This window comes from Marinomonas shanghaiensis (genome assembly GCF_003259175.1).
GTDB lineage: Bacteria > Pseudomonadota > Gammaproteobacteria > Pseudomonadales > Marinomonadaceae > Marinomonas > Marinomonas shanghaiensis.
The window spans coordinates 29488-50176 of sequence record NZ_QGOK01000008.1 but is presented as its reverse complement, the minus strand read 5'-3'; the positions used below and the strand labels follow the sequence as shown (position 1 = coordinate 50176).

Genomic DNA, 20689 nt, shown 5'->3' with positions numbered 1-20689 from the left:
TCTCCGTTCTCCGTTCTCCGTTCTCCGTTCTCCGTTCTCCGTTCTCCGTTCTCCGTTCTCCGTTCTCCGTTCTCCGTTCTCCGTTCTCCGTTCTCCGTTCTCCGTTCTCCGTTCTCCGTTCTCCGTTCTCCGTTCTCCGTTCTCCGTTCTCCGTTCTCCGTTCTCCGTTCTCCGTTCTCCGTTCTCCGTTCTCCGTTCTCCGTTCTCCGTTCTCCGTTCTCCGTTCTCCGTTCTCCGTTCTCCGTTCTCCGTTCTCCGTTCTCCGTTCTCCGTTCTCCGTTCTCCGTTCTCCGTTCTCCGTTCTCCGTTCTCCGTTCTCCGTTCTCCGTTCTCCGTTCTCCGTTCTCCGTTCTCCGTTCTCCGTTCTCCGTTCTCCGTTCTCCGTTCTCCGTTCTCCGTTCTCCGTTCTCCGTTCTCCGTTCTCCGTTCTCCGTTCTCCGTTCTCCGTTCTCCGTTCTCCGTTCTCCGTTCTCCGTTCTCCGTTCTCCGTTCTCCGTTCTCCGTTCTCCGTTCTCCGTTCTCCGTTCTCCGTTCTCCGTTCTCCGTTCTCCGTTCTCCGTTCTCCGTTCTCCGTTCGAGAAACGTTAGAGCTCAAACTTTTTTAACCTTCTTTCTTCATAATTTGGCTCTTTTTACATTATTTTGATGTTTTAGTGCTTTTATTTTTAAAGTTATTTGCCCTAGGTTCGATAACTGAGGGTGCCGCTTTTTTTGAGTTTAGAAAACGTAAGAAAATCAAAAAAAGTATAAAAAAATATTAAAGATCAGACCGAATGTGTCGATAACTTTAATAAGAGACAAAAACCAAATAACTAATTAAATCAAAAGGTTGTCTCATTAAAAAAATGTTTTTAGGAGAGAAAAAATGGCTTTATATGTAAATACAAACGTTTCCTCGCTGAATGCTCAGCGTATGCTTACTAACTCTAGTCGTGAGCTTGATACATCTTACGAGCGCTTATCATCTGGCCGTCGCATTAACAGTGCTGCAGACGATGCCGCTGGTCTTCAAATTTCAGATCGTTTGACATCACAGATTAATGGTTTGAACCAATCTGTTCGAAACGCAAACGATGGTATCTCTTTGGCTCAAACTGCTGAAGGTGCGTTGGATGAGACGACGAGCATGTTACAACGTATGCGTACTTTGTCTATCCAGGCGGCCAACGGGTCAAATACAGCAAAAGATCGCGTCGCACTACAGCAAGAAATGGCGCAATTATCTGAAGAGATAAACCGTATCGCATCAACCACAACATTCGGTGGTGAAAACTTACTAGATGGCACTTACCAAGGTTTGTTCCAAGTGGGGGCTGATGCTAACCAAACTATTAGTTTTACATTGGAATTTGGCGGCGCGAATAATTCTATCGATTATCAAGGTAATAATGGATTCACCATGTCTGGTTTATCAAGCCAAGCATCAGCACAAGTAAGTGTATCAACCGCCTCTGTCTCAACGATAGTCAACGCACAAAGTATGATTGGCATCATTGATACGATGATTTCAGCAGTAGATTTTAAACGGGCAGAGTTAGGTGCGGTACAAAACCGTTTTAGCTCAACCATAACGAACTTAAGCAATATCTCTGAAAACGTATCCGCTGCACGTGCGCGTGTTCGTGATGCTGATTTTGCTCAAGAGACAGCCAATTTAACCAGTGCGCAAATTCTGCAGCAAGCGAGTAGTACAATCCTTGCTCAGGCAAATCAGCGTCCTCAAGCAGCACTTTCTTTACTAGGTAATTAATTGAAATAAATGGCATTGCGTAAAGCGACACCAGATTGCCGCTTTTACAAAGTATTCGAGTCTTTTCTCGGATTATGGGCAACTTCTCTCTCCTAGAGGTGCCTTTTAAGCCGGGTGATTTTTTCACCTGGCTTTTTTTTGCCCAAATAATGCGTTCTGTTCGCGTTTTTGTGGTTTGGGAGGTGATAAAGGCTTATGCCACAGGCGGTTGGTGAACAATGTTAAGAGTCGGTAATTGTCTCATTTTTGTTCCGAATTGGCTTTGAGATGGGCTTCATCGGCAGGGTGTTGAGCTAAGGCGCTCTTACTGAATGCGTTTTAAAGCTGCATGGTTTTAATGGGGAAGGACGGGTTTTGACGTCACATTTCAAGGTAATGAATGGTTGGTTTTTAAGCCGACATTATTTTTTATGACGAAGATAGTATCTCACACCATTAGCAAGTTGGTCTGTGGTGTTTTTCTCAATAGTAAATAGATGGGTTTAATTTATGTTGAAAAGTTAACAGTCGCTACGGTTTTAGTGGCCAAAGCTTCATGTGCGTATTGCTCGGTTTTTATTGACGTCATTATGTTGATGCCAATGCACTGAATAAAGTGAATGGCACCTAGGTTATGCGGAGGGTTTCTTCTGCACATTTTCACGTCCATAAAATGAAATATTGAAAGGATTGCATGGCATAGCTGCGTCTTTTTTTGACTGAATGTTGGCGAGTGAGGAGTCTGATTTTTGATTAGAGATCTTATATGGCCATTTTATTTTTGTGTGAACTGTCGCTACGAAGTAGATAAGACTGCGTCTTTCGTATGGGGAGAATGGCATGTTCTAAAGTGTTTTACAAAGGCTTTGGCTCTTGTGAATCGCTGCGTCCTCACGATAAAAAAACGCAATCGTCATACGGCACAGCTGTGTCTTTAATTTGATGAGTGTGTTGTGGGGATATGGGGCTTGACTATTTTATGTCTGGTGTTGGTGGTTCCTCTGCAAGAGGGGGGAGCGACCAGTTCTGGTACATAAAACATATGAGTAGATTTTCAAATGAAGGAGGGAGTGTGGTTTGTAGATTATTTGGTTTTAAAAGATGAAAAATGGAAATTACCACCTGACGCAGTTGCGTCTTTTTAGGGGGATGTAATGTGCTGATTTTTGGGCGTACAGGTCTTGCTGTGGGTGAGTAATGGCTATGTTTTTGTCTTGAGATAGCGTGTTTTTGCGTATCTCAACCAGCAATTTATGTCACGAGAAGCTGAGAAAAAAGGGTCTCTATTTTACTATTTTGATGGGCTATTTTTTGTCGTTTTTTGGGGTGTTTTGTGTCGATTGAAGGATGGGCTTTGCCGCTTTTTGATCGCTTGATAAGCACTTGATGTGTGCTGTGGATACTCGACTGTCGCTTGCTCTTGTTTTTGTCACTGCTGTGTCAGTTTTATGGGGTTTTTTGTGCGTTTAATGAGCAATTTAACGAAAATAACCTTTTTTAAAAGAAAAAGTGTAAAAAAATTTAATTGTTTTTTAGTTATTTAAAACAATTAGTTAGGCATTAATTTGCCGCCATGAAGGAATCTTTTTTCCAGTTTGAGGAAAAAAGATTCCGAATCTGACTAAAGGTTTTCAAAGTCTTGCCGAAAACCTTATACGATCTGCTTTAATTTGCAGGATTTAATAAAACCTAGGAGGCTATAATGGCTCTTTACGTAAATACGAATACTTCATCTCTAAGCGCTCAGCGCCAGTTGATGGGCTCTGCTAAATCTTTGGATACATCTTTTGAACGTTTGTCTTCTGGTTTGCGTATCAACAGCGCTTCTGATGATGCGGCAGGTCTACTTATCTCTAACCGTTTAACTTCTCAGGTAAATGGTTTGAATCAATCTGTTCGTAACGCCAACGATGGTATCTCTTTGTCTCAGACAGCAGAGGGTGCATTGGATGAAACGACGAATATGTTGCAACGTATGCGTACGCTCTCTATCCAAGCGTCAAACGGCTCTAACTCAGATAAAGACCGTGCAGCAATTCAACAGGAAGTAAGTCAACTTTCTACCGAAATAAACCGTATCGCTTCCGATACTACTTTCGGTGGTGAGAATTTATTAGATGGTACCTACACTGGTATCTTCCAGGTGGGTGCAGACTCTAACCAAACGATCAGTTTTAACCTAACTGACGGTGGTGTTAATAACACAATCGATTACGCTGGAAATGGTGGTTTCACTATGTCTGGTTTGTCGAGCAGTGCGGCTACAGCGCAGGTGAGTGTTTCTACGGCTTCGGTTTCTACTGTAGCGAATGCTCAGAGTATGATTGATACACTAGATACTATGATTGCTGCGGTTGACTCTAAGCGTGCGGAGTTGGGTGCGATTCAAAACCGTTTTGGCTCAACAATCAGTAACTTGAGTAACATTACAGAAAACGTATCGTCTGCTCGTGCTCGTGTTCGTGATGCTGACTTTGCGGCGGAAACTGCAGAGCTAACAAGCTCTCAAATTCTTCAACAAGCAAGTTCATCTATTTTGGCTCAAGCGAACCAACGTCCACAAACAGCTTTGTCTCTTTTAGGCTAAGTTTTAGTGGTAGCGGAAAGCTGGGACTCTGTCCCGGCTTTTGTCTATTAGGAGGAACTCTGATATGTCTATTAATGCCAGTGATTTTTCTAAGCAGGGTCTCAATTATTCCTTGAAGCCAGAACAGCGTACAGTGGAAGACTTTGCTGCATTACGCCAAGCAAATGCTAAAGTTGTTCAGAATGCGGCCGAGACAAACAAAAGTGATAGAGAAAATAGACATTCTCATTCTTCGAATTTGTCGACTCCTATTGAGCCAAGCGATCTGAAGGCAATGAATCAAAAATTGTCTCAATTGAACGTACATTTAACCTTTGAAATGACAGAAGACCGAGCGCAAAATATTGTGAAGGTATTGGATCAGTCAACGGGAGATGTGGTTCGTCAAATTCCGACAGAAGAGTTTCTTAAAATGTCTGAGAGAATTGATGCTATCATGAGCCAGTTAAGTGATATCAAAGGAACCTTAGTAAACAGTGAGGTTTGATTAGGTCATAGATAATGCGAAGCGTTAGGAGATAGAGTTATGGCAGTAGGCTCATTAGGTGCAGGGTCTGGTATAGATTTAGAGTCCCTTGTAAAACAAATGGTGAGTGCTCAAAAAGACGTCAAGGTGAAACTTTATCAAGATAAAATCAATGGTTACGAAGCTGAGTTGTCTGCTCTAGGCAAAGTTGGTTCTGCCATTGATAACTTTAAGTCTTCCGTTAAAGCGCTTAATGATGATGAACTCTTTACTGGTCGGGATGCAAAAATAGCCCAAAAAGAAGGGGAAGAAGTGATTGCTATCACCACAGATAGCACCGCTTCTAATGGCTCTTATGCTATTGATGTGAATCAATTGGCAAAAGGCAGTCGTGTTATGTCAGCCCCTGGGATTTTTTCTTCTGCTGATGATGTGGTCTCTAAAGAAGACGCACAACTTATTTTTAAAGCTGGCAGTCATGAATTTTCAATGAATGTGGCTGCGGGTACAACCCTTTCCGAATTACGTAATCAAATTAATACGTCAGAAGATAATTTTGGTGTGTCAGCCAATCTCGTTGACGATGGCAATGGTAATTTGTTTTTTACGTTAACCTCTTCTATTCAAGGCGCTGGCAATACTTTAAAAATTTCCAACACCGCGGTTCTCAGAGATGAAGATGGGAATGTTATTAAAAACAATCCTGCGGTTGAAGAAAGTAAAGACACAGACGTCGAGGATGCTTCAATTGATGAAGTCGATGAATTAGACCTTGAAGGTGACGACGTTGATTTTGCAAACGATGGCCCTATTCCTGCCGATGAAGAGAGCGCTAGCCTAGAAGAGGAAGACGTCTCTAATAGTGATGCTGCTGAGCTGGATGATGCTCAAGATAGCCCCTCACTGTTTGCTTCGGGTCTCACTTTGGACAGTGTTTCAACAGAAGGCGCTTTTGCAGGTCTATACACGCCTTTGGGTGAAGAAGCGCGTGATGCCGTGATTACCGTAGATGGTATCCAAATTCGAAACGACACCAATACTTTTGATGAAGCGGTTGCTGGATTATCAATAGAAGCGCTAGCGCCAACCAGCAAGACCACAAAAGTCGACATTAGTTTTGATCAAAAAACAGTACAAGAAACGATAGAAGAATTTATCTCTTCCTATAACGACATGGTCGGCTTGTTAAATGCCAGTTCTCAAAAAGGCGCAGTACTGAATGGGAACAGTATGATTCGAAATTTGCAAGCGTCTTTGTCAACTCAGTTAATGAGCGGCTATGGCGATTCATCTTCTTTTACTTCTATTTTTGACCTAGGCGTAAAGATGGATAACCAAGGCCAATTAAGTTTCGACAACACTAAGTTTAATAATGCGATGAAGCGAGGCTACAGTGAAATAGCACCATTGATGTCTGGTGATAATGGCTTAGCTCAGTCACTGGAAAACCTGTTAGAGAACTACACAGGATCACGTGGCATGACAAATTCATTAAAGGATTCCTTAAGTCGGTCGATAGATAGTACAGAAGAGACATTAGAAGCGTATGAAAGTCGTATGGCGAAATACGAAGAATCGCTTCGGACTAAGTTTACGAGTTTGGATTCTCGCCTAGCGGAAATGAACGCACAGGGTGGTTATTTAAACTCTGTCTTAGCGAAAATGTAAAATGGTTTAAACTGAATAAAACGGGGTTGTATATGTACAAGAGTAAAGGGATCCAAGCCTACAGAAAGGACTCAATCAAGTCCGATTTAGCGTCGGCTGACCCTCATCGTGTCATTCAGCTCTTAATGCAAGGCGCGCTTGAAAAGCTTGCTTTAGGTAAGGGCTGTATTGAACGTTCTGATTTGGAAGGAAAGGCAGCGGCATTGACTCGTGCCAGCGAGATTATTAATGCTTTAAGAGATGCGCTAGACCGTGATGTCAATCCTGAGCTTGTAGATAACCTTGAGTCCCTGTATGAATATATGATAGTGCGCATCACTGAGGCCAGCATCGCTAGGGATACCAGTATTTTAGACCAAGTCATGGGGCTTCTTTTGCAGATTAAAGGTGCTTGGGATCAAATTTCTAACGCCGATAAAGAAGCGGCCTATAGTGGTCAAAGTGAAGCTAGAGTGGGCGCAATTTAATGTTTAACATGTCTCACTTAATAACCTTGAGTGCCGCATTAGAACAAAGTGTTACTGACAGAGACATAGATAAAATTCAGCAGTTATGCGAAGACAATAACCGTTTTATTTTGACCATTGAGCCGCTCGAGGATCCGGCGGCTAATGAAAAAATAAAGCACTTCATAAAGGTGCATCAATCAGCGATTCGGCTGATACGTGATGTGCGCTCAGAAATGCAAAAACAACTTTATCAAACTCATAAATCCCGCAAGGGTGTGAATAAGTACAAAGGCGTGAAACATGCAGAGTGAGGAGAATTTCTCGTCTCTTGGTCAGGCAGAGGCATTTGCTTCTATGTTTGAAAGAGGTGCGGCTCGCCTCAAAGAGAATGATCATGAGCTAACAGAACGATATCTAAGAAACATGACCGTATTCTCTCAAGTCATGCCTCATATTTTCGAATCTTTCCAAGATTATCAGCCTAAAAAACGTCATATATACATGGAAGAGGGTGGTGAACTTAACCTTTATCGAGAAGATATTGGTGTGCCGCTTTTTTCGAATACCCCACGCGCTCAAGCCGAAGACAAGGTAAGGCGTGCGCTTTTAAAGCCTAATAAAACAGTCTTAAATTTAGAGCGTACGGTCAATCATCCCAGTCGTCACGTGTATTACAGCAATAAGATTTTAGATCAAGTTGAACGCCAATCAGAAGGGCTAAACCCACAAGACGGCTGGCCAGAATTCGTCGGGTCGACTATTGTTTTTGGTATAGAGTTTGGCTATCAGCTTGAAATGTTGCTTGCTGAGCGTCAGATCAAACACCTTTATCTTTATGAACGTGATTTGGATTTTTTTTACTATTCATTGTTCGCCATTGAGTGGCAAGATATTTTAGAGACCTTCAATCGCGATGGTCGTACCATTCATTTCTTTTTAGGCGTAAGTTCAGAAGAGTTTACCGAAAAATATTTGCGGCAGTTGGAAGAGAATGGCTTTTTCATGGCGCCAGAGACCTTTTTGCATGTCGGTTATACCAGCCCAGAAAACGATCAGGCAATAGAGTACTTTAAAAAGCATTATGCTCGTCAGATCATGGGATGGGGGTTTTTCGACGATGCACTGATTGGCATTGCTCAGGGGTTAAAGTCCTTACCTAAAACGAAAATTGCTCATTTTCAAGGCCAAGATATTTTACCTAAATGGGTTAAAAATATCCCAGTTTTCATTTTAGGAAACGGTCCGTCCCTTGATCAGGGGATTGAATTGGTGAAAGAAGTAAGAGATCAAGTGTTGTTGATCTGCTGTGGTTCAACCATCAACACCTTAAAAAAACTGGGTGTTACTCCTGATATTCATGTGGATATAGAACGACTCAAGCAAACCGTGGATAAGTTTCAGTTTTTAGACCAAGACTACTTAGATAAAATTTGGGGCTTGTCTGTTAATGTGATGCACCCCGGTTTATTTGATTGTTTTAAACGCTCTGGCATGGCAATGAAGCCAGGTGAAGCGATCACGTCTTTAATGCTCAATCAAGCCCGCACTCATGGCGATAGCAAAGAGTATGTGCAGTTAAACTTCTGCAATCCTGTCGTGGCGAATTTAGCATTATCCTATGTGCATTTGTTTGGCTTTAATAATGTGTACTACCTCGGTGTGGATAACGGTTTTAAAGACAAAGGCAGCCATCACTCCGTCCACAGTGGTTATTATAAAGACGGTAAAGAATCCGGTTTTCAAACCTTTAAAGAAGCGAAATTGGTAGAGCGTGAAGGAAACTTTGGTGGCACGATTTATGCGACCGGCATCATGGATACCTCGCGAGTTCAATTAGAGTCTTTGACACGACAACTCAATAAACGCCGTAACTTTGCCAGCTTCAACTTATCTGATGGCGCTAAGATTGAAGGCGTTACGCCATTGCATATCGACGATGTATTGATTACGGATCCTAAAATCGACCATGCTAAAGTCATTGATATTTTAGAAAGTGCGTTTTTTACGGATCCCCCAGAATCACTGCTCGACAAAGCCGCTGATGCGCTTATTTCTGTAGAGGATTTTCGTAAGATTAGCCAGACACTACAGCAAGGGTGGGATGCAGGGATCAGAACACGCGCACACGTATGCGATCTGCTTTGGTCTCATCATCGTCAAATTTACTTTTTGAAAGGCAGTGTGCATCGTCATATCTACGATTTACTGATCGGTTCTTTTACTTATTCAGCCTTTTTAATCGTGCAGTTTATTTTTAAATTTGAAGACGAAAGTGAAGCCATAGAACGTGCGCGTCATTTATTTGAGCCTTGGTGTGAGTTTCTGGAAGAAATGCCCAGTATGCTTCAGCAGGCTTCTGAGTATGTTGATCAGGGCAATGATCATCTTATCACTTATTACAATGGTTGATTTTCATTATGTTTGAGAAAACGCCCTTTATTATTGCTGAGTTATCGGGCAATCATGATCAAGATTTTGAACTGGCCAAAGCCATGATTCACGCCGCAGCAGACGCGGGTGTGGATGCCATTAAGTTGCAAACCTATACCCCAGACACCATGACATTGGATGTTCGTCATGGGGAGTTTATGGTGTCCGAAAGCGACAGCCTTTGGCGTGGAAGTAACTTGTACGACCTTTATGCTAAGGCATCCACGCCTTGGGAGTGGCACAAGCCGTTATTTGAATTGGCTGAATCTTTGGGGTTAGTGGCGTTTAGTTCGCCTTTTGATCTGAGTGCCGTGGCATTTTTGGAAAGCTTGAATGTGCCATTGTACAAAATTGCCTCCTTCGAAATGACCGATATTCCGCTGATTCAGGCGGTGGCTCGAACTGGTAAGCCTATTATTATGTCGACAGGAATGGCGACGTTAGAGGAAATAGAAGAAGCCGTAGCAACCATTCGCGCGATTGGCGATAACCCTTTAACCTTGCTCAAATGCACCAGTACTTATCCAGCCAAAATAGAAGACTCTAATTTGATAACGATGGCCGATTTGGCCGCTAAAACTGGTTGTCCTGTGGGGTTGTCGGACCACACACAAGGGCTAGGCGCCGCCGTGGCCGCTACGGCATTAGGTGCTACCGTTATTGAGAAACACTTTGTGTTGGATCGCAGTGCGGGTGGTGTGGACGCGGCTTTTTCCATGGAACCTATGGAAATGAAAGCCTTAGTCGACGCGTGTCGTGCTGCGAAAGCCGCACTTGGTACAGTGACGTATGGTGGCTCAGACGCTGAGCAAGCGGCCAAAAAATACCGTCGCTCTATTTATGTGGCCGTGGATTTACCCGCTGGTACCATATTGACAGAAGCACACTTGAAAATTATCCGCCCATCGTTTGGCCTTGCTCCTAAACATTGGCAGGATGTGTTAGGCAAAACCTTGTCGATGGATGTACAAAAAGGTCAGCCACTTGCTTGGGATATGATGGCGTGAAATTATTGGTGCGAGCCGATGCTTCAGTCGAGATTGGCATGGGGCACAGAGTTCGCTGCCAAGCTTTGACGCATGCGTTTGAGGCGCTAGGCTGGCAATGTCGGTTCGTGATGGATCGGCGCTATCAGGCTTTTGGTTCGGTCGAAGACATTTTCATTGATTCAGAAACGCAATTTTGGCGATTGGCGGCGCAAGCGGATTTGGTCATATTGGATCATTATGGCTATTTGGCAGAGGATATTGCGAGGCTTTACCAGCATCAGTCGAATCTTTTAGTCCTAGATGACATGAATGACAGGGGCGTATTCCCCGCTAAGTGGCTGCTTAATCCTTTACAACAAAATTATACCAAGCAAATCGAATATCTCTTAACGGGCAGTCAATACGCCTTACTGAGACCTGTGTTTCAGCGTTCAGGTCATTCCATTGACCATGCAAAGAATCTTCTAACTCCCAGTCAATTGCTTATTACCCTAGGTGGAACCGACCCTTTAGCACTGACCTTACCGATTTTAAATGCTTTGTTGAGGTCTGATTTTCCTGCACAAGATATTAGGGTTTTATTAGGCGCTAATGCGAAGAATGCAGATCAAGTGTTGGGCTTTTGTCTTGCTCATCGTATTGCTATTGAGCAAGGTTTGTCTGACGTGACTCCCCTGATGAAACAGGCGAAGATGGCGATTTCCGCTGCGGGAGGTACCTTATTCGAGTTAGCTTGTATGGGCGTGCCGACTGTATTTGCCCAGGTGGCTGAAAATCAAACGCGATCTCTTGAGCAACACGTCCCATTGGGCTGGTGTCGTTTTGTACGGTTTGACGATGTGTCTGACGCCTTGCGTGGGCAACGCATAGAAGAGTTAGTCGAGGAGTTGAACCGTGCTTGGTTCGATCTTGAGTGGCAAGACAAAGCCCGTCAAATTGCTCGTCGTTTAGTGGATGGTGATGGGGCAAAACGCGTCGCGAAGCAAGTAAGTGACTCTTTTCATCTCTCTTAATTTGTAAAATCTGAGGCCTGTTGTAGGCGCATAATTTGCGTGAGTCGTAACCAATCTTCTTCTGTGTCTAAGTCTTGAATTCGATGTCTTGGCAACAACAAAGGCTTGGACTTTGGGCCAAATATCTCCTCGTTAAACCAGTCTTTTGTACTGGCCCAATAAAATTGGCCAGCATCGTGAATGGCTTCAACCAGATCCTGTGAGCGCTTGCGAATATGTTCAGGGAACATGGGGGCTAACTCACCATTGTGTTGAATGTGAAGCGCTCTTTGAATGGGGAAGGCAAAGGTGGTGGCGGAAAAGCAAAACGCTGTGTTTTCATCGAGCTGTACCAAACCTCGTTGTATATCTTCCGACGTCAACATAGGGCAAGTGGCGTAAATTAAGCAGGCTTGGTCTGGTGTTTGCCCTTCAGCTATTAAAAACCGCAAAGCATGTTGCATCACAGGTGTGGTGCCTGTCATATGATCCGCCAGATCAGCGGGTCGTAAAAAGGGCGTCTCGGCCCCAAATTGGCGCGCCACGTTGGCAATTTCCTCATCGTCAGTGGACACCACAATGCGATCAAATAATCCAGACTTTAGGGCGGTTTCAATAGAATAGGCAATCAGTGGTTTGCCATCTAGTAATCGAATATTTTTTCGTGGAATACGCTGAGAACCGCCACGAGCGGGTATTACCGCCACTCGATAAGGGCGATTAGCAGAAAGAGTGGCATCTTGTAACGACCGTTCGTCTGACATGATTAGGCTCTCATGACACGGTTAGCGATTAAGGCATGTTTTAAAATCAGCGCTACCCGTTCTTGTTGAGCATAAGTGAGGTCGGCAAAAAGTGGCAAACTCAGTGTGCGGGTGTAATAATCTTCTGCGATAGGAAAGTCGCCATCGTTGAACCCTAGCTGTTTATAATAAGGTTGAGTATGCACGGGAATGTAATGTACCTGAGTGCCAATACCAGCGTGACGAAGTACATCAAACACGCCTTTTCTGGCGGACTTATTGTGCTCTGGTAATAAAATCGGATACAAATGCAACGAGGAATAATTGTCCTCCGCCTGATAGGGCAGAGTGATCGGAAAGTTCTTCAACAGGGTTTGATAGTTTTCGAACTGACGGTGACGGCGTTCGATGAAGTCGTCTAGATGAGACAGCTGAGAGAGCCCTAGCGCCGCTTGTAGCTCTGTCATACGGTAGTTGAAGCCCAATGTATGTTGTTCATAATACCAATCACCTGGTTGTTGCGTGAGCTCATCTGGCGATTTGGTGGTGCCTTGTGACGCATGAGTGCGCATGTGTTTGGCAAGCTGCTGATTGTTGGTGACGGCCATGCCGCCTTCCGCTGAGGTAATGATTTTCACCGGATGGAAACTAAAAACACAGATGTCGCTGAATTTTCCACTGCCTACATAATCGCCTTGATAAGTCGCACCAATGGCATGGGAAGCGTCTTCAATAATACGAAAACCGTATGCTTTTGATAGGGCGTATATGGCTGCCATATCACAGGATTGTCCAGCAAAATGCACAGGTATCACCACTTTAGGCAGTGTGTCTGTTAACTTTGCGGCTTGTAGCTTTTGTGCCAATTTGTTCGCGCACATATTGTAAGTGCGAGGATCAATATCAACAAAGTCGACGTTGGCGCCACAATAGCGAGCACAATTGGCCGAGGCAATAAAGGTGTTAGGCGATGTCCATACCCTGTCCCCAGTGCCAACCCCTAATGCCAAACAGGCTAAGTGCAGCGTCGAGGTGGCGCTGTTGGCGGCGACGCCGTAGCTGGCACCGACTTTGGTCGCAACGGCGTTTTCAAATTCACTAACACATGGACCTTGTGTTAAAAAGTCAGAACGCAGCGATTTGACCACAGCGGCAATGTCGGCTTCGCTAATGGATTGGCGACCGTAAGGTATAAAATCAGTGTGCGTCATCGAAGGTTAAAATCTCTTCAACACTTAAAAAGTGTGGGTTACTACCAGATTGATATTCGTAGCCAGGCTCAACTAATTCACCGACTTCACCTAAACGACTGTGAGCAAAATCCATATCATCTTGATAAAATTTGATGCTTGGGGCAATCACATAATGGTTTTTAAACTCATAGGTGTGGTAGGAATCATCGCTTGGGCACATGACTTCATGCAGTTTCTCACCAGGACGAATGCCAACATCTCGAGTGGGAATATTTGGCGCGTAAGCCGCTGCCAAATCCAGAATGCGCACAGAGGGAATCTTAGGCACAAAAATTTCACCGCCATGCATACGTTGGAAGTTCGTTAAAACGAAATCCACTCCCATGGGGAGTGTAATCCAAAATCGGGTCATATCTGGGTGAGTGATGGGAATAGATTCTGCACCATCGGCCACCAATTTTTGGAAAAAAGGCACCACTGAACCACGTGAGCCAACGACATTGCCATAACGAACCACAGAGAAACGGGTACGGCCTTGGCCAACCATGTTGTTGGCGGCAACAAATAGCTTATCGGATGCCAATTTGGTTGCCCCGTAAAGGTTAATAGGGGCGGCGGCTTTGTCCGTAGATAACGCAATGACTTTATCCACATTGTTCGCAATGGCGGCAGCAATAACATTTTCTGCCCCGTGGATATTGGTTTTGATGCATTCCATTGGGTTGTATTCTGCTGCGGGTACTTGCTTAAGCGCGGCAGCATGAATGACATAGTCCACATCCCGCATGGCTTGAGTCAAACGGTCTTTGTCTCTTACATCCCCAATGAAATACCGCATGCAGGCGGCATCGAAATCTTGCTGCATTTCGTATTGTTTTAACTCATCACGGGAATAGATAATTAAGCGTTTGGGTTGGTAGTTGGCCAGTAATGTTTTGACATACTGACGACCAAATGACCCCGTACCGCCAGTAATGAGAATGCTTTTGTTATTAAACATGTATGAATACCAAACCAAAATGAAAGTTACACAAGCCCAATGAGGATGAGCAGAGAGCAATACTCATAGGCATAACGTCTTTTTACTGTATCGACTACTTTAGGGGAAACATTAGTGAAATCAAGGAACTCCTTTTCATTTTTGGGCCTTTTATACATCACTTTACCCCCTTCCAGTCTCCCCTTAGCAGGGGAGAAGCACAGAGCCACGGTCTAGTCCCTTTCCCTTATCTTCAAGGGTTAGGATGGGGGTTGTATGTTAAGAAGTACGAGCCATGCAATCAGCAATATGGTCATTTACCATGCCCGTAGCCTGCATAAAAGCATAACAGGTGGTGGGCCCAAGAAATTTAAAACCTCTTTTCTTCAAGTCTTTAGCGAAGCGAGTGGAGAGTTCGGTTACCGCTGGCGCTTCTGTGTGGTGATTGATTGAATTATCAATGACCTTATGATCGCTAAATGCCCAGTAGTATTGGCTAAATGAACCAAACTCCTTGGCGATCTGCAAAAAAGCTTTTGCGTTATGTATGGTGGCTTCTATTTTAGCTCGATGGCGAACGATGCGCTCGTCTTGTAACAATCGCTCGACGTCAATATCCGTCATATTGGCGACTTTTTGAGGGTCAAAATCATGAAAAAGAGCTCTGTAGCCTTCTCGCTTGCGTAAAATAGTAATCCAACTTAGACCTGCTTGGGCGCTTTCGAGTACAATACACTCAAATAATGCTTGGTCGTCATAAATAGGCACACCCCATTCGGTATCATGATAATGCATGTATTCAGGAGATCCTAAACACCAAGCACAGCGTATGTCTTCCATTGATAATGCTCCAAGATAAGCGATGGCGAATAAAGCTATGGTTTGCCAGTATAACTTGGATCGTGCGCAGTACAATCTGACATTAGGCCTTTTGCCCCCATCATATCAGACCTAACTTGAAAAAGTGGCCTGCTTAGGACGAGATCATATGAAATTTAAACCGACTTACAGCAAAAAAGACGTTGAGATTTTAAAAGATGAATGCCTCTACAAAGGTTTCTTTGAAATGCGCAAACTGACGTTGAGACACAAAAAGTTCAATGGTGAATGGAGTCACCCAATGAGCCGTGAAATGATGGTTCGTAATGATGCCATTTGTGTCTTATTGTTCGATCCGGTGGCGGATAAAGTGTTGCTCATTGAGCAATTTCGTCCCGCCGTGCTGCGCAGTGAATCACCTTGGTTACTGGAGCTGGTGGCGGGCATGGTAGAAGAGGGTGAAAGTGACGAAGACGTTGCCCGCCGTGAATCCTTAGAAGAAGCCGGTGTCACAGTTAAGCGTCTTGAATACATGTTTAAATTTGTGCCTTCTCCAGGCGGCTTGATGGAGTATTTGCGCATGTACGCTGGCGAATTTGATTCGAGCCAAGTGAACACGGATCAAGTCCATGGTTTGGACTCAGAAAATGAAGACATTAAGTTGCATCTCATCTCTGCGGATGATGCCATTGCTTTGCTCAAACACGATGTTGAAAACGCCAGTACCATAATGGGATTGCAATGGTTTGCATTAAATAAACACGATCTTGTCGCCCGTTGGAGAGTCTAAACTGATGGCTGATCAACCGAATCTCTCCTCCGTTCTCATACTGAAACGCATGGTTTTACAACCAATCACTGGCGTGTCGTCTTTCATCTTCATGTCCAGTAACGCGCTGTTTTGGACAGTATTAGCCCATTTAGTTGCTCCCTTACTGTTGCTGAAACACACCCGATACGAAGCGCTAGCAGAACGTTGTTTTAATCGTCTTTATGAGGGTTGGGCGGCCGCGAACGAATGGTGGTTTCAGCATGTGCTTGGCATAAACTGGGAATTAGACGACACCATGAAAGTGGATTTTCAGCACTGGCATTTAATTATTGCCAATCATAGATCTTGGGTGGACGTGTTTGTGATCTTTGCGCAATTAAGAGGTCGTCGTCCTTTGCCACGAGTATTTATGAAGCAGGCTTTGATTTGGATGCCGTTTGTTGGCAGCGCCACCTATATCATGGGGTTTCCCTATATGAAGCGTTACAGTAAGGACACGCTAAAGAAGAAACCGCATTTAATCGGCAAAGATTTAGAGACCACACGTAAGTCCTGCGTTAGGTTATTAAAACGCCCTAATGCTATTATGAGTTTTGTAGAGGGAACACGTTTTACCAACGCCAAACACAAACAACAAGCCTCGCCTTATGAGCATTTGCTTAAACCCAGAGCGGGCGGTGTCAGCTTTATTTTGCAAACCATGACACCGACCATAAAAGGCATCACGGACATTAATGTCTTGTATGAACAACAGACGGTTACGGGGTGGGATTTACTCTGTGGTCGGATAGGCAAAGTAAGAGTAGTAGTGCGAGACATTGCATTACCAAAGACAATGTTAACGTCAGAATATAACGCAGCGGGCAAAGACAGAGAGCACTTTTTTGCATGGTTTAATCTATACTGGCAAGATAAAGACACACGTCTGAGTCGCCAACTTGACGCGCTGAGGCATCCTTCGAACATCGGTACAGAAACCGATTACTCCGTAAAAAATGCCCCGTGACCATGGCAAACCTCATGAAAAAAGATGATAAAGACAAAATGATCGATAAAATGTCAAAACACTATGTACCAGATTTGGTGAGTTTGCAGATGCTTGGCGAATTGAATTACCGTCGCCTAGGCAAACTCATGCGTGGCCAAGAAGAAATGGACGCGTGGCATTTTGCGATTCACAGTGCTGGTGACCAAGAAAGCCGTCTAAGCCTTACCCTAGGGAAAGAGAGTCGTTTCACCTCAGAGATCGGGTTAGAGTTTGGTCCTGAGATAGAGAAAAAACTGTTATTCGAAGCAAAGTTATCCATGACCATACGCTTGTATCATGATGTTGGCATTGCCGAAATCACCGATGGACATCGCCAATACCAAGGAGCGTATCCTTATCCCAATGATGCCATGCTGCATCGAGATGAAAAATTTCGACTCAATCAGCAGTTAGCCGATCTATTGGAATTATGTTTGAAGCATGGGCATCGACTCGATACAGTCTTGTCATTTCAATTTGCCTAATTAATGTTCGTTCGTTTAACTTGATGTGTGTGTAGAGAATCCTTTGGCCACTTTATTATATATCCATGGTTTTAATAGCTCAGAGCGTTCCCATAAGGCCACCGTGCTGATGAATGAGGCGAGTAAAAGAGGCTTACCAAATGCGGTGATTTCGCCACGTTTGTCATGGCACCCCGCGCAAGCGATTAAACAGCTGGAAACCCTCATTGAAGCCCAGCAACACCAAGGCATTACCTTGATTGGCAGTTCGCTTGGAGGCTTTTACGCTGCGTATTTGGCTGAAAAATATCGTCTGAACGCCATTTTGGTGAATCCAGCGGTGCAAGCGCCAACCTTGTTAAAAGAGTATCTTGGCCCACAAACCAATCCTTACACCCAAGACGAATACGAACTGACTGAACATCACATGTTAGAGCTTGAGCAGCTAGTCATTACGCAGCCCACAGCCGAACTATATTGGCTGATGATTCAAGAAGGCGATGAAGTATTAGACTACAAAGAAGCGTTAAAGGCGTTTCCGAGAACAGCGCGCTTAACGCATGAAGAAAAAGGCAATCATAGCTTTACCGAATTTGAACGCTTTTCGTCAGAAATTCTGCGTTTTGCACAAATTATAACCGAGTAAACCACGACACTTGTTGGACTATTTCACACCACGTAAAACCAGTGATAGACTCTAACCAATCTAATTTACACTCGCACGCGCTCTAGTATTTTGACACTATGACGCACGATCAACTTGGAAGTAAAAACACGCATGTCTGCAAAAGAATATAACGCCGGATCGATAGAAGTTCTGAGTGGCTTAGAACCTGTACAAAAACGCCCAGGAATGTATACGGATACCTCACGGCCAAATCATCTAGGGCAAGAAGTCATCGACAACTCAGTGGATGAAGCCTTAGCGGGTCATGCAGATCGCATAGAAGTGATTCTATACAAAGATGGCTCATTAAGCGTCGAAGACAATGGTCGAGGCATGCCCGTCGATATTCACCCAGAAGAAGGCATATCGGGCGTTGAATTGATTCTCACTAAGCTGCACGCTGGTGGCAAGTTCTCTGGTGACAATTACCAGTTTTCAGGGGGATTACACGGTGTAGGTGTTTCGGTAGTAAACGCCTTGTCGACGTCTTTAGAAGTTTGGGTAAGACGTAATGGTATTCAATACCACATCGGTTTTGAGAACGGTTTTAAAACCTCAGAGCTCAAAGAAATTGGCACGGTGGGTAAGAAAAACACCGGCACCAAAGTAAAATTTACTGCGGACAGCAAATACTTTGATAGCCCTAAATTTTCGGTTTCTCGTCTCAAACATTTATTAAAAGCCAAAGCCGTATTGTGTTCGGGTTTGCATGTGGTTTTCATTGACCAAAGCGGCGCGGAAGACGTTCGAGAAGAATGGTTTTACCAAGATGGCCTAAAAGATTATCTTGCACAGGCCAATGAGGGTTTTGTTTTATTGCCAGATGAGCCATTTATTGGTGGTCTGACAGAAAAAACACAAGGCGTTGACTGGGCAGTACAATGGCTACCTGAAGGCGGCGAGTTGGTAACAGAAAGTTATGTTAACTTGATCCCAACCGCGCAGGGCGGGACACACGTCAATGGCCTTCGAACGGGGCTGTTAGAAGCCATTCGGGAATTTTGTGACTTTCACAACCTCTTACCTCGTGGTGTAAAGCTTACCGCAGAAGACGTATGGGATCGCTGCAGCTATGTGTTGTCAGCCAAGATTCAAGAGCCACAGTTCTCAGGTCAAACCAAAGAGCGCTTATCGTCTCGTCAAATTGTGGCCTTTATTTCAGCCACATTGAAAGACGCCTTTAGCCTATGGCTGAATTCGAATGTTGAAGACGGTAAGAAAATCGCCGACATTGTCATCAATAGCGCACAGAAACGCTTAAAAGACAGTAAAAAAGTGGTGCGTAAACGGATTACTCAAGGCCCAGCCTTGCCGGGTAAGCTGGCCGACTGTTCAGGACAAGATACGTCTCGAAGCGAACTTTTCCTAGTGGAAGGGGACTCGGCGGGCGGTTCTGCTAAGCAAGCCCGCGAAAAAGACTTCCAAGCCATTCTGCCACTGCGTGGTAAAATTCTGAACTCATGGGAAGTGGACTCCAACCAAGTACTGGCCTCGCAGGAAATTCATGACATTTCTGTCGCGCTGGGGGTAGACCCAGGTGATGAGGACTTGAGTGGTTTGCGTTACGGTAAAGTGTGCATCTTAGCCGATGCTGACTCAGATGGTCTGCACATCGCCACCTTGATATGCGCCTTGTTTGTGCGTCACTTCCCCGCTTTAGTGAACAGCGGACATGTCTTTGTCGCCATGCCGCCCTTGTATCGAATCGACATTGGTAAAGAAGTCTACTACGCCCTAGATGACGAAGAAAAAGACATCACCTTGCACAAAATCGCCGCCGAAAACAAACGTGGCACGCCAAACGTACAGCGCTTCAAAGGCTTGGGTGAAATGAACCCATCGCAACTGCGTGAAACCACCATGGCGCCAGACACTCGTCGTTTAATTCAACTGACCATGGAAGACAAACCAGACACCGACGAGCTACTGGACAAACTGCTATCGAAAAAACGCGCTGGTGATCGCAAAAACTGGCTAGAAACCTATGGTAACTTGGCGATTATTGATTAATGAACCAATAGATTACCGCTTTTGCCAAGACACGCTAAAATATATGTATAGCTCAACTAAATGGAAACGAATAAATGTCTGAAGAGATAAACGATGATGTCATCAGCGAAGAAGTTCTGTACGAAAAAATAGACCACTATTTATTGACGTTTGGAACCGATCGTTCGCTGATGTGTGTGTCGGAGTTAGATGGCTTTTTAACCGCATTGGGTTGTTCTGTACAAGAATTAGAGCCAGATGTCTGGTTGAACGCCATTTGGGGCGCAGATGAAGACCAGCCAGTGTGGGAATCCACGGAACAAGAAGACGAGTTTCTGAGTCTTGTGTTGATCATGTATATGGAAACCATGAACAGCTTGTTGTTTGGGGATTTTTACCCCGTCTACCTTGAGCAAGAAGTGGATGGCGAATACAGCATCTTGGTGGAAGAATGGTGTGTTGGCTTCATTCGCGGTGCCAAACTGATTGGTATGGGGATCGGTGGCGACAGAGCATTCTTTGATGAAGCGCTGGCACCTGTGCGCCTATTCGGTACCGAAGCGGGTTGGGATAAATTGGAAGTCATGGTCGAAGAAGAAGTAACCTTCTGGCGGGAAATGTTAGAGCCTTCTATTTTGCGACTGGTACAGTATTATCATCCAGACATGCAAGCGGGCAAAAAGAACTCGGAAAATCGCGTAATACACTGATTTAGTAAGTTTTTTC

The 20689-nt window shown here is 44.4% G+C and carries 19 protein-coding genes; 15 read left to right on the top strand and 4 right to left on the bottom strand.

Annotated features, from left to right (window positions below):
* Nucleotides 1–865 precede the first annotated feature (865 nt).
* The 9 genes from DKT73_RS08195 (at nucleotide 866) to pseG (ending at nucleotide 11331) form a co-directional block, all read left to right on the top strand.
* Entirely contained in the window at nucleotides 866–1750 is an 885-nt protein-coding gene (locus DKT73_RS08195; RefSeq protein WP_111638076.1) for a flagellin N-terminal helical domain-containing protein, read from the top strand.
* Nucleotides 1751–3431: 1681 nt separating this feature from the next.
* The gene (locus DKT73_RS08190) at nucleotides 3432–4316 is read left to right on the top strand and encodes a flagellin N-terminal helical domain-containing protein (RefSeq protein ID WP_111638075.1); all 885 of its coding nucleotides are present in this window, start codon (nucleotides 3432–3434) and stop codon (nucleotides 4314–4316) included.
* A 64-nt stretch (nucleotides 4317–4380) separates the two neighbouring features.
* Complete coding sequence (locus tag DKT73_RS08185) at nucleotides 4381–4803, top strand: flagellar protein FlaG (RefSeq protein ID WP_111638074.1); 423 nt, start codon at nucleotides 4381–4383, stop codon at nucleotides 4801–4803.
* A 39-nt stretch (nucleotides 4804–4842) separates the two neighbouring features.
* Nucleotides 4843–6450, top strand: a complete 1608-nt coding sequence (gene fliD / locus DKT73_RS08180; RefSeq protein WP_111638073.1) for a flagellar filament capping protein FliD — start codon at nucleotides 4843–4845, stop codon at nucleotides 6448–6450.
* Nucleotides 6451–6482: 32 nt separating this feature from the next.
* Nucleotides 6483–6917, top strand: coding sequence for a flagellar export chaperone FliS (gene fliS, locus DKT73_RS08175; RefSeq protein ID WP_111638072.1), 435 nt, complete (start codon nucleotides 6483–6485; stop codon nucleotides 6915–6917).
* Nucleotides 6917–7210 carry a hypothetical protein gene (locus DKT73_RS08170; RefSeq protein ID WP_111638071.1) on the top strand — a complete coding sequence of 98 codons (294 nt, stop codon included), beginning with the start codon at nucleotides 6917–6919 and terminating at the stop codon, nucleotides 7208–7210. The genes fliS and DKT73_RS08170 overlap by 1 nt, the downstream gene beginning before the upstream one ends.
* Nucleotides 7200–9308 (top strand): motility associated factor glycosyltransferase family protein, encoded by a 2109-nt coding sequence (locus tag DKT73_RS08165; protein ID WP_111638070.1) that lies wholly within the window; start codon nucleotides 7200–7202, stop codon nucleotides 9306–9308. Before DKT73_RS08170 ends, DKT73_RS08165 begins: the two co-directional genes overlap by 11 nt.
* An 8-nt stretch (nucleotides 9309–9316) precedes the next feature.
* Nucleotides 9317–10336 (top strand): pseudaminic acid synthase, encoded by a 1020-nt coding sequence (gene pseI / locus DKT73_RS08160; protein ID WP_111638069.1) that lies wholly within the window; start codon nucleotides 9317–9319, stop codon nucleotides 10334–10336.
* Nucleotides 10333–11331: a UDP-2,4-diacetamido-2,4,6-trideoxy-beta-L-altropyranose hydrolase gene (pseG, locus tag DKT73_RS08155; protein WP_111638068.1), complete on the top strand. Its 999-nt coding sequence runs from the start codon at nucleotides 10333–10335 to the stop codon at nucleotides 11329–11331. Before pseI ends, pseG begins: the two co-directional genes overlap by 4 nt.
* Here the strand turns inward: pseG and pseF are convergent.
* The 4 genes from pseF to DKT73_RS08130 form a co-directional block, all read right to left on the bottom strand.
* Nucleotides 11328–12074: a pseudaminic acid cytidylyltransferase gene (pseF, locus tag DKT73_RS08150; protein ID WP_111638067.1), complete on the bottom strand. Its 747-nt coding sequence runs from the start codon at nucleotides 12072–12074 to the stop codon at nucleotides 11328–11330. The two genes, pseG and pseF, sit on opposite strands and share 4 nt — an antisense overlap.
* 2 nt (nucleotides 12075–12076) lie before the next feature.
* Complete coding sequence (gene pseC / locus DKT73_RS08145) at nucleotides 12077–13264, bottom strand: UDP-4-amino-4,6-dideoxy-N-acetyl-beta-L-altrosamine transaminase (RefSeq protein ID WP_111638066.1); 1188 nt, start codon at nucleotides 13262–13264, stop codon at nucleotides 12077–12079.
* Nucleotides 13251–14246, bottom strand: a complete 996-nt coding sequence (gene pseB / locus DKT73_RS08140; RefSeq protein ID WP_111638065.1) for a UDP-N-acetylglucosamine 4,6-dehydratase (inverting) — start codon at nucleotides 14244–14246, stop codon at nucleotides 13251–13253. Before pseB ends, pseC begins: the two co-directional genes overlap by 14 nt.
* A gap of 258 nt (nucleotides 14247–14504) precedes the next feature.
* The gene (locus tag DKT73_RS08130) at nucleotides 14505–15065 is read right to left on the bottom strand and encodes a DNA-3-methyladenine glycosylase I (protein WP_111638063.1); all 561 of its coding nucleotides are present in this window, start codon (nucleotides 15063–15065) and stop codon (nucleotides 14505–14507) included.
* A gap of 148 nt (nucleotides 15066–15213) precedes the next feature.
* Between DKT73_RS08130 and DKT73_RS08125 the strand changes: the two genes are divergently transcribed.
* From DKT73_RS08125 to DKT73_RS08100, 6 genes are all read left to right on the top strand, one after another.
* A complete protein-coding gene (locus tag DKT73_RS08125) occupies nucleotides 15214–15834 on the top strand; it encodes an NUDIX domain-containing protein (protein ID WP_111638062.1) in 621 nt (206 codons plus the stop codon).
* Between the two features lie 4 nt (nucleotides 15835–15838).
* Nucleotides 15839–16822 (top strand): 1-acylglycerol-3-phosphate O-acyltransferase, YihG family, encoded by a 984-nt coding sequence (locus DKT73_RS08120; RefSeq protein WP_111638061.1) that lies wholly within the window; start codon nucleotides 15839–15841, stop codon nucleotides 16820–16822.
* A 14-nt stretch (nucleotides 16823–16836) separates the two neighbouring features.
* Nucleotides 16837–17328: a DUF1249 domain-containing protein gene (locus DKT73_RS08115; protein ID WP_232827820.1), complete on the top strand. Its 492-nt coding sequence runs from the start codon at nucleotides 16837–16839 to the stop codon at nucleotides 17326–17328.
* A 43-nt stretch (nucleotides 17329–17371) separates the two neighbouring features.
* A complete protein-coding gene (locus tag DKT73_RS08110; protein WP_111638060.1) occupies nucleotides 17372–17953 on the top strand; it encodes a YqiA/YcfP family alpha/beta fold hydrolase in 582 nt (193 codons plus the stop codon).
* Nucleotides 17954–18085: 132 nt separating this feature from the next.
* Nucleotides 18086–19984, top strand: coding sequence for a DNA topoisomerase IV subunit B (gene parE / locus DKT73_RS08105; RefSeq protein WP_111638059.1), 1899 nt, complete (start codon nucleotides 18086–18088; stop codon nucleotides 19982–19984).
* 74 nt (nucleotides 19985–20058) lie between these two features.
* The gene (locus tag DKT73_RS08100) at nucleotides 20059–20673 is read left to right on the top strand and encodes a UPF0149 family protein (protein ID WP_111638058.1); all 615 of its coding nucleotides are present in this window, start codon (nucleotides 20059–20061) and stop codon (nucleotides 20671–20673) included.
* Nucleotides 20674–20689 lie beyond the last annotated feature (16 nt).

Bases quoted from the DNA above. Each gene is read 5' to 3' on its own strand.
- DKT73_RS08125 (WP_111638062.1), top strand. From the start codon at position 15,214: ATGAAATTTAAACCGACTTACAGCAAAAAAGACGTTGAGATTTTAAAA.
- DKT73_RS08170 (WP_111638071.1), top strand. From the start codon at position 6,917: ATGTTTAACATGTCTCACTTAATAACCTTGAGTGCCGCATTAGAACAA.
- pseF (WP_111638067.1), bottom strand. From the start codon at position 12,074: ATGTCAGACGAACGGTCGTTACAAGATGCCACTCTTTCTGCTAATCGC.
- fliS (WP_111638072.1), top strand. From the start codon at position 6,483: ATGTACAAGAGTAAAGGGATCCAAGCCTACAGAAAGGACTCAATCAAG.
- DKT73_RS08195 (WP_111638076.1), top strand. From the start codon at position 866: ATGGCTTTATATGTAAATACAAACGTTTCCTCGCTGAATGCTCAGCGT.
- parE (WP_111638059.1), top strand. From the start codon at position 18,086: ATGTCTGCAAAAGAATATAACGCCGGATCGATAGAAGTTCTGAGTGGC.
- DKT73_RS08115 (WP_232827820.1), top strand. From the start codon at position 16,837: ATGAAAAAAGATGATAAAGACAAAATGATCGATAAAATGTCAAAACAC.
- DKT73_RS08100 (WP_111638058.1), top strand. From the start codon at position 20,059: ATGTCTGAAGAGATAAACGATGATGTCATCAGCGAAGAAGTTCTGTAC.
- DKT73_RS08185 (WP_111638074.1), top strand. From the start codon at position 4,381: ATGTCTATTAATGCCAGTGATTTTTCTAAGCAGGGTCTCAATTATTCC.
- DKT73_RS08130 (WP_111638063.1), bottom strand. From the start codon at position 15,065: ATGGAAGACATACGCTGTGCTTGGTGTTTAGGATCTCCTGAATACATG.
- DKT73_RS08190 (WP_111638075.1), top strand. From the start codon at position 3,432: ATGGCTCTTTACGTAAATACGAATACTTCATCTCTAAGCGCTCAGCGC.
- DKT73_RS08120 (WP_111638061.1), top strand. From the start codon at position 15,839: ATGGCTGATCAACCGAATCTCTCCTCCGTTCTCATACTGAAACGCATG.
- DKT73_RS08165 (WP_111638070.1), top strand. From the start codon at position 7,200: ATGCAGAGTGAGGAGAATTTCTCGTCTCTTGGTCAGGCAGAGGCATTT.
- fliD (WP_111638073.1), top strand. From the start codon at position 4,843: ATGGCAGTAGGCTCATTAGGTGCAGGGTCTGGTATAGATTTAGAGTCC.
- pseB (WP_111638065.1), bottom strand. From the start codon at position 14,246: ATGTTTAATAACAAAAGCATTCTCATTACTGGCGGTACGGGGTCATTT.
- pseC (WP_111638066.1), bottom strand. From the start codon at position 13,264: ATGACGCACACTGATTTTATACCTTACGGTCGCCAATCCATTAGCGAA.
- pseI (WP_111638069.1), top strand. From the start codon at position 9,317: ATGTTTGAGAAAACGCCCTTTATTATTGCTGAGTTATCGGGCAATCAT.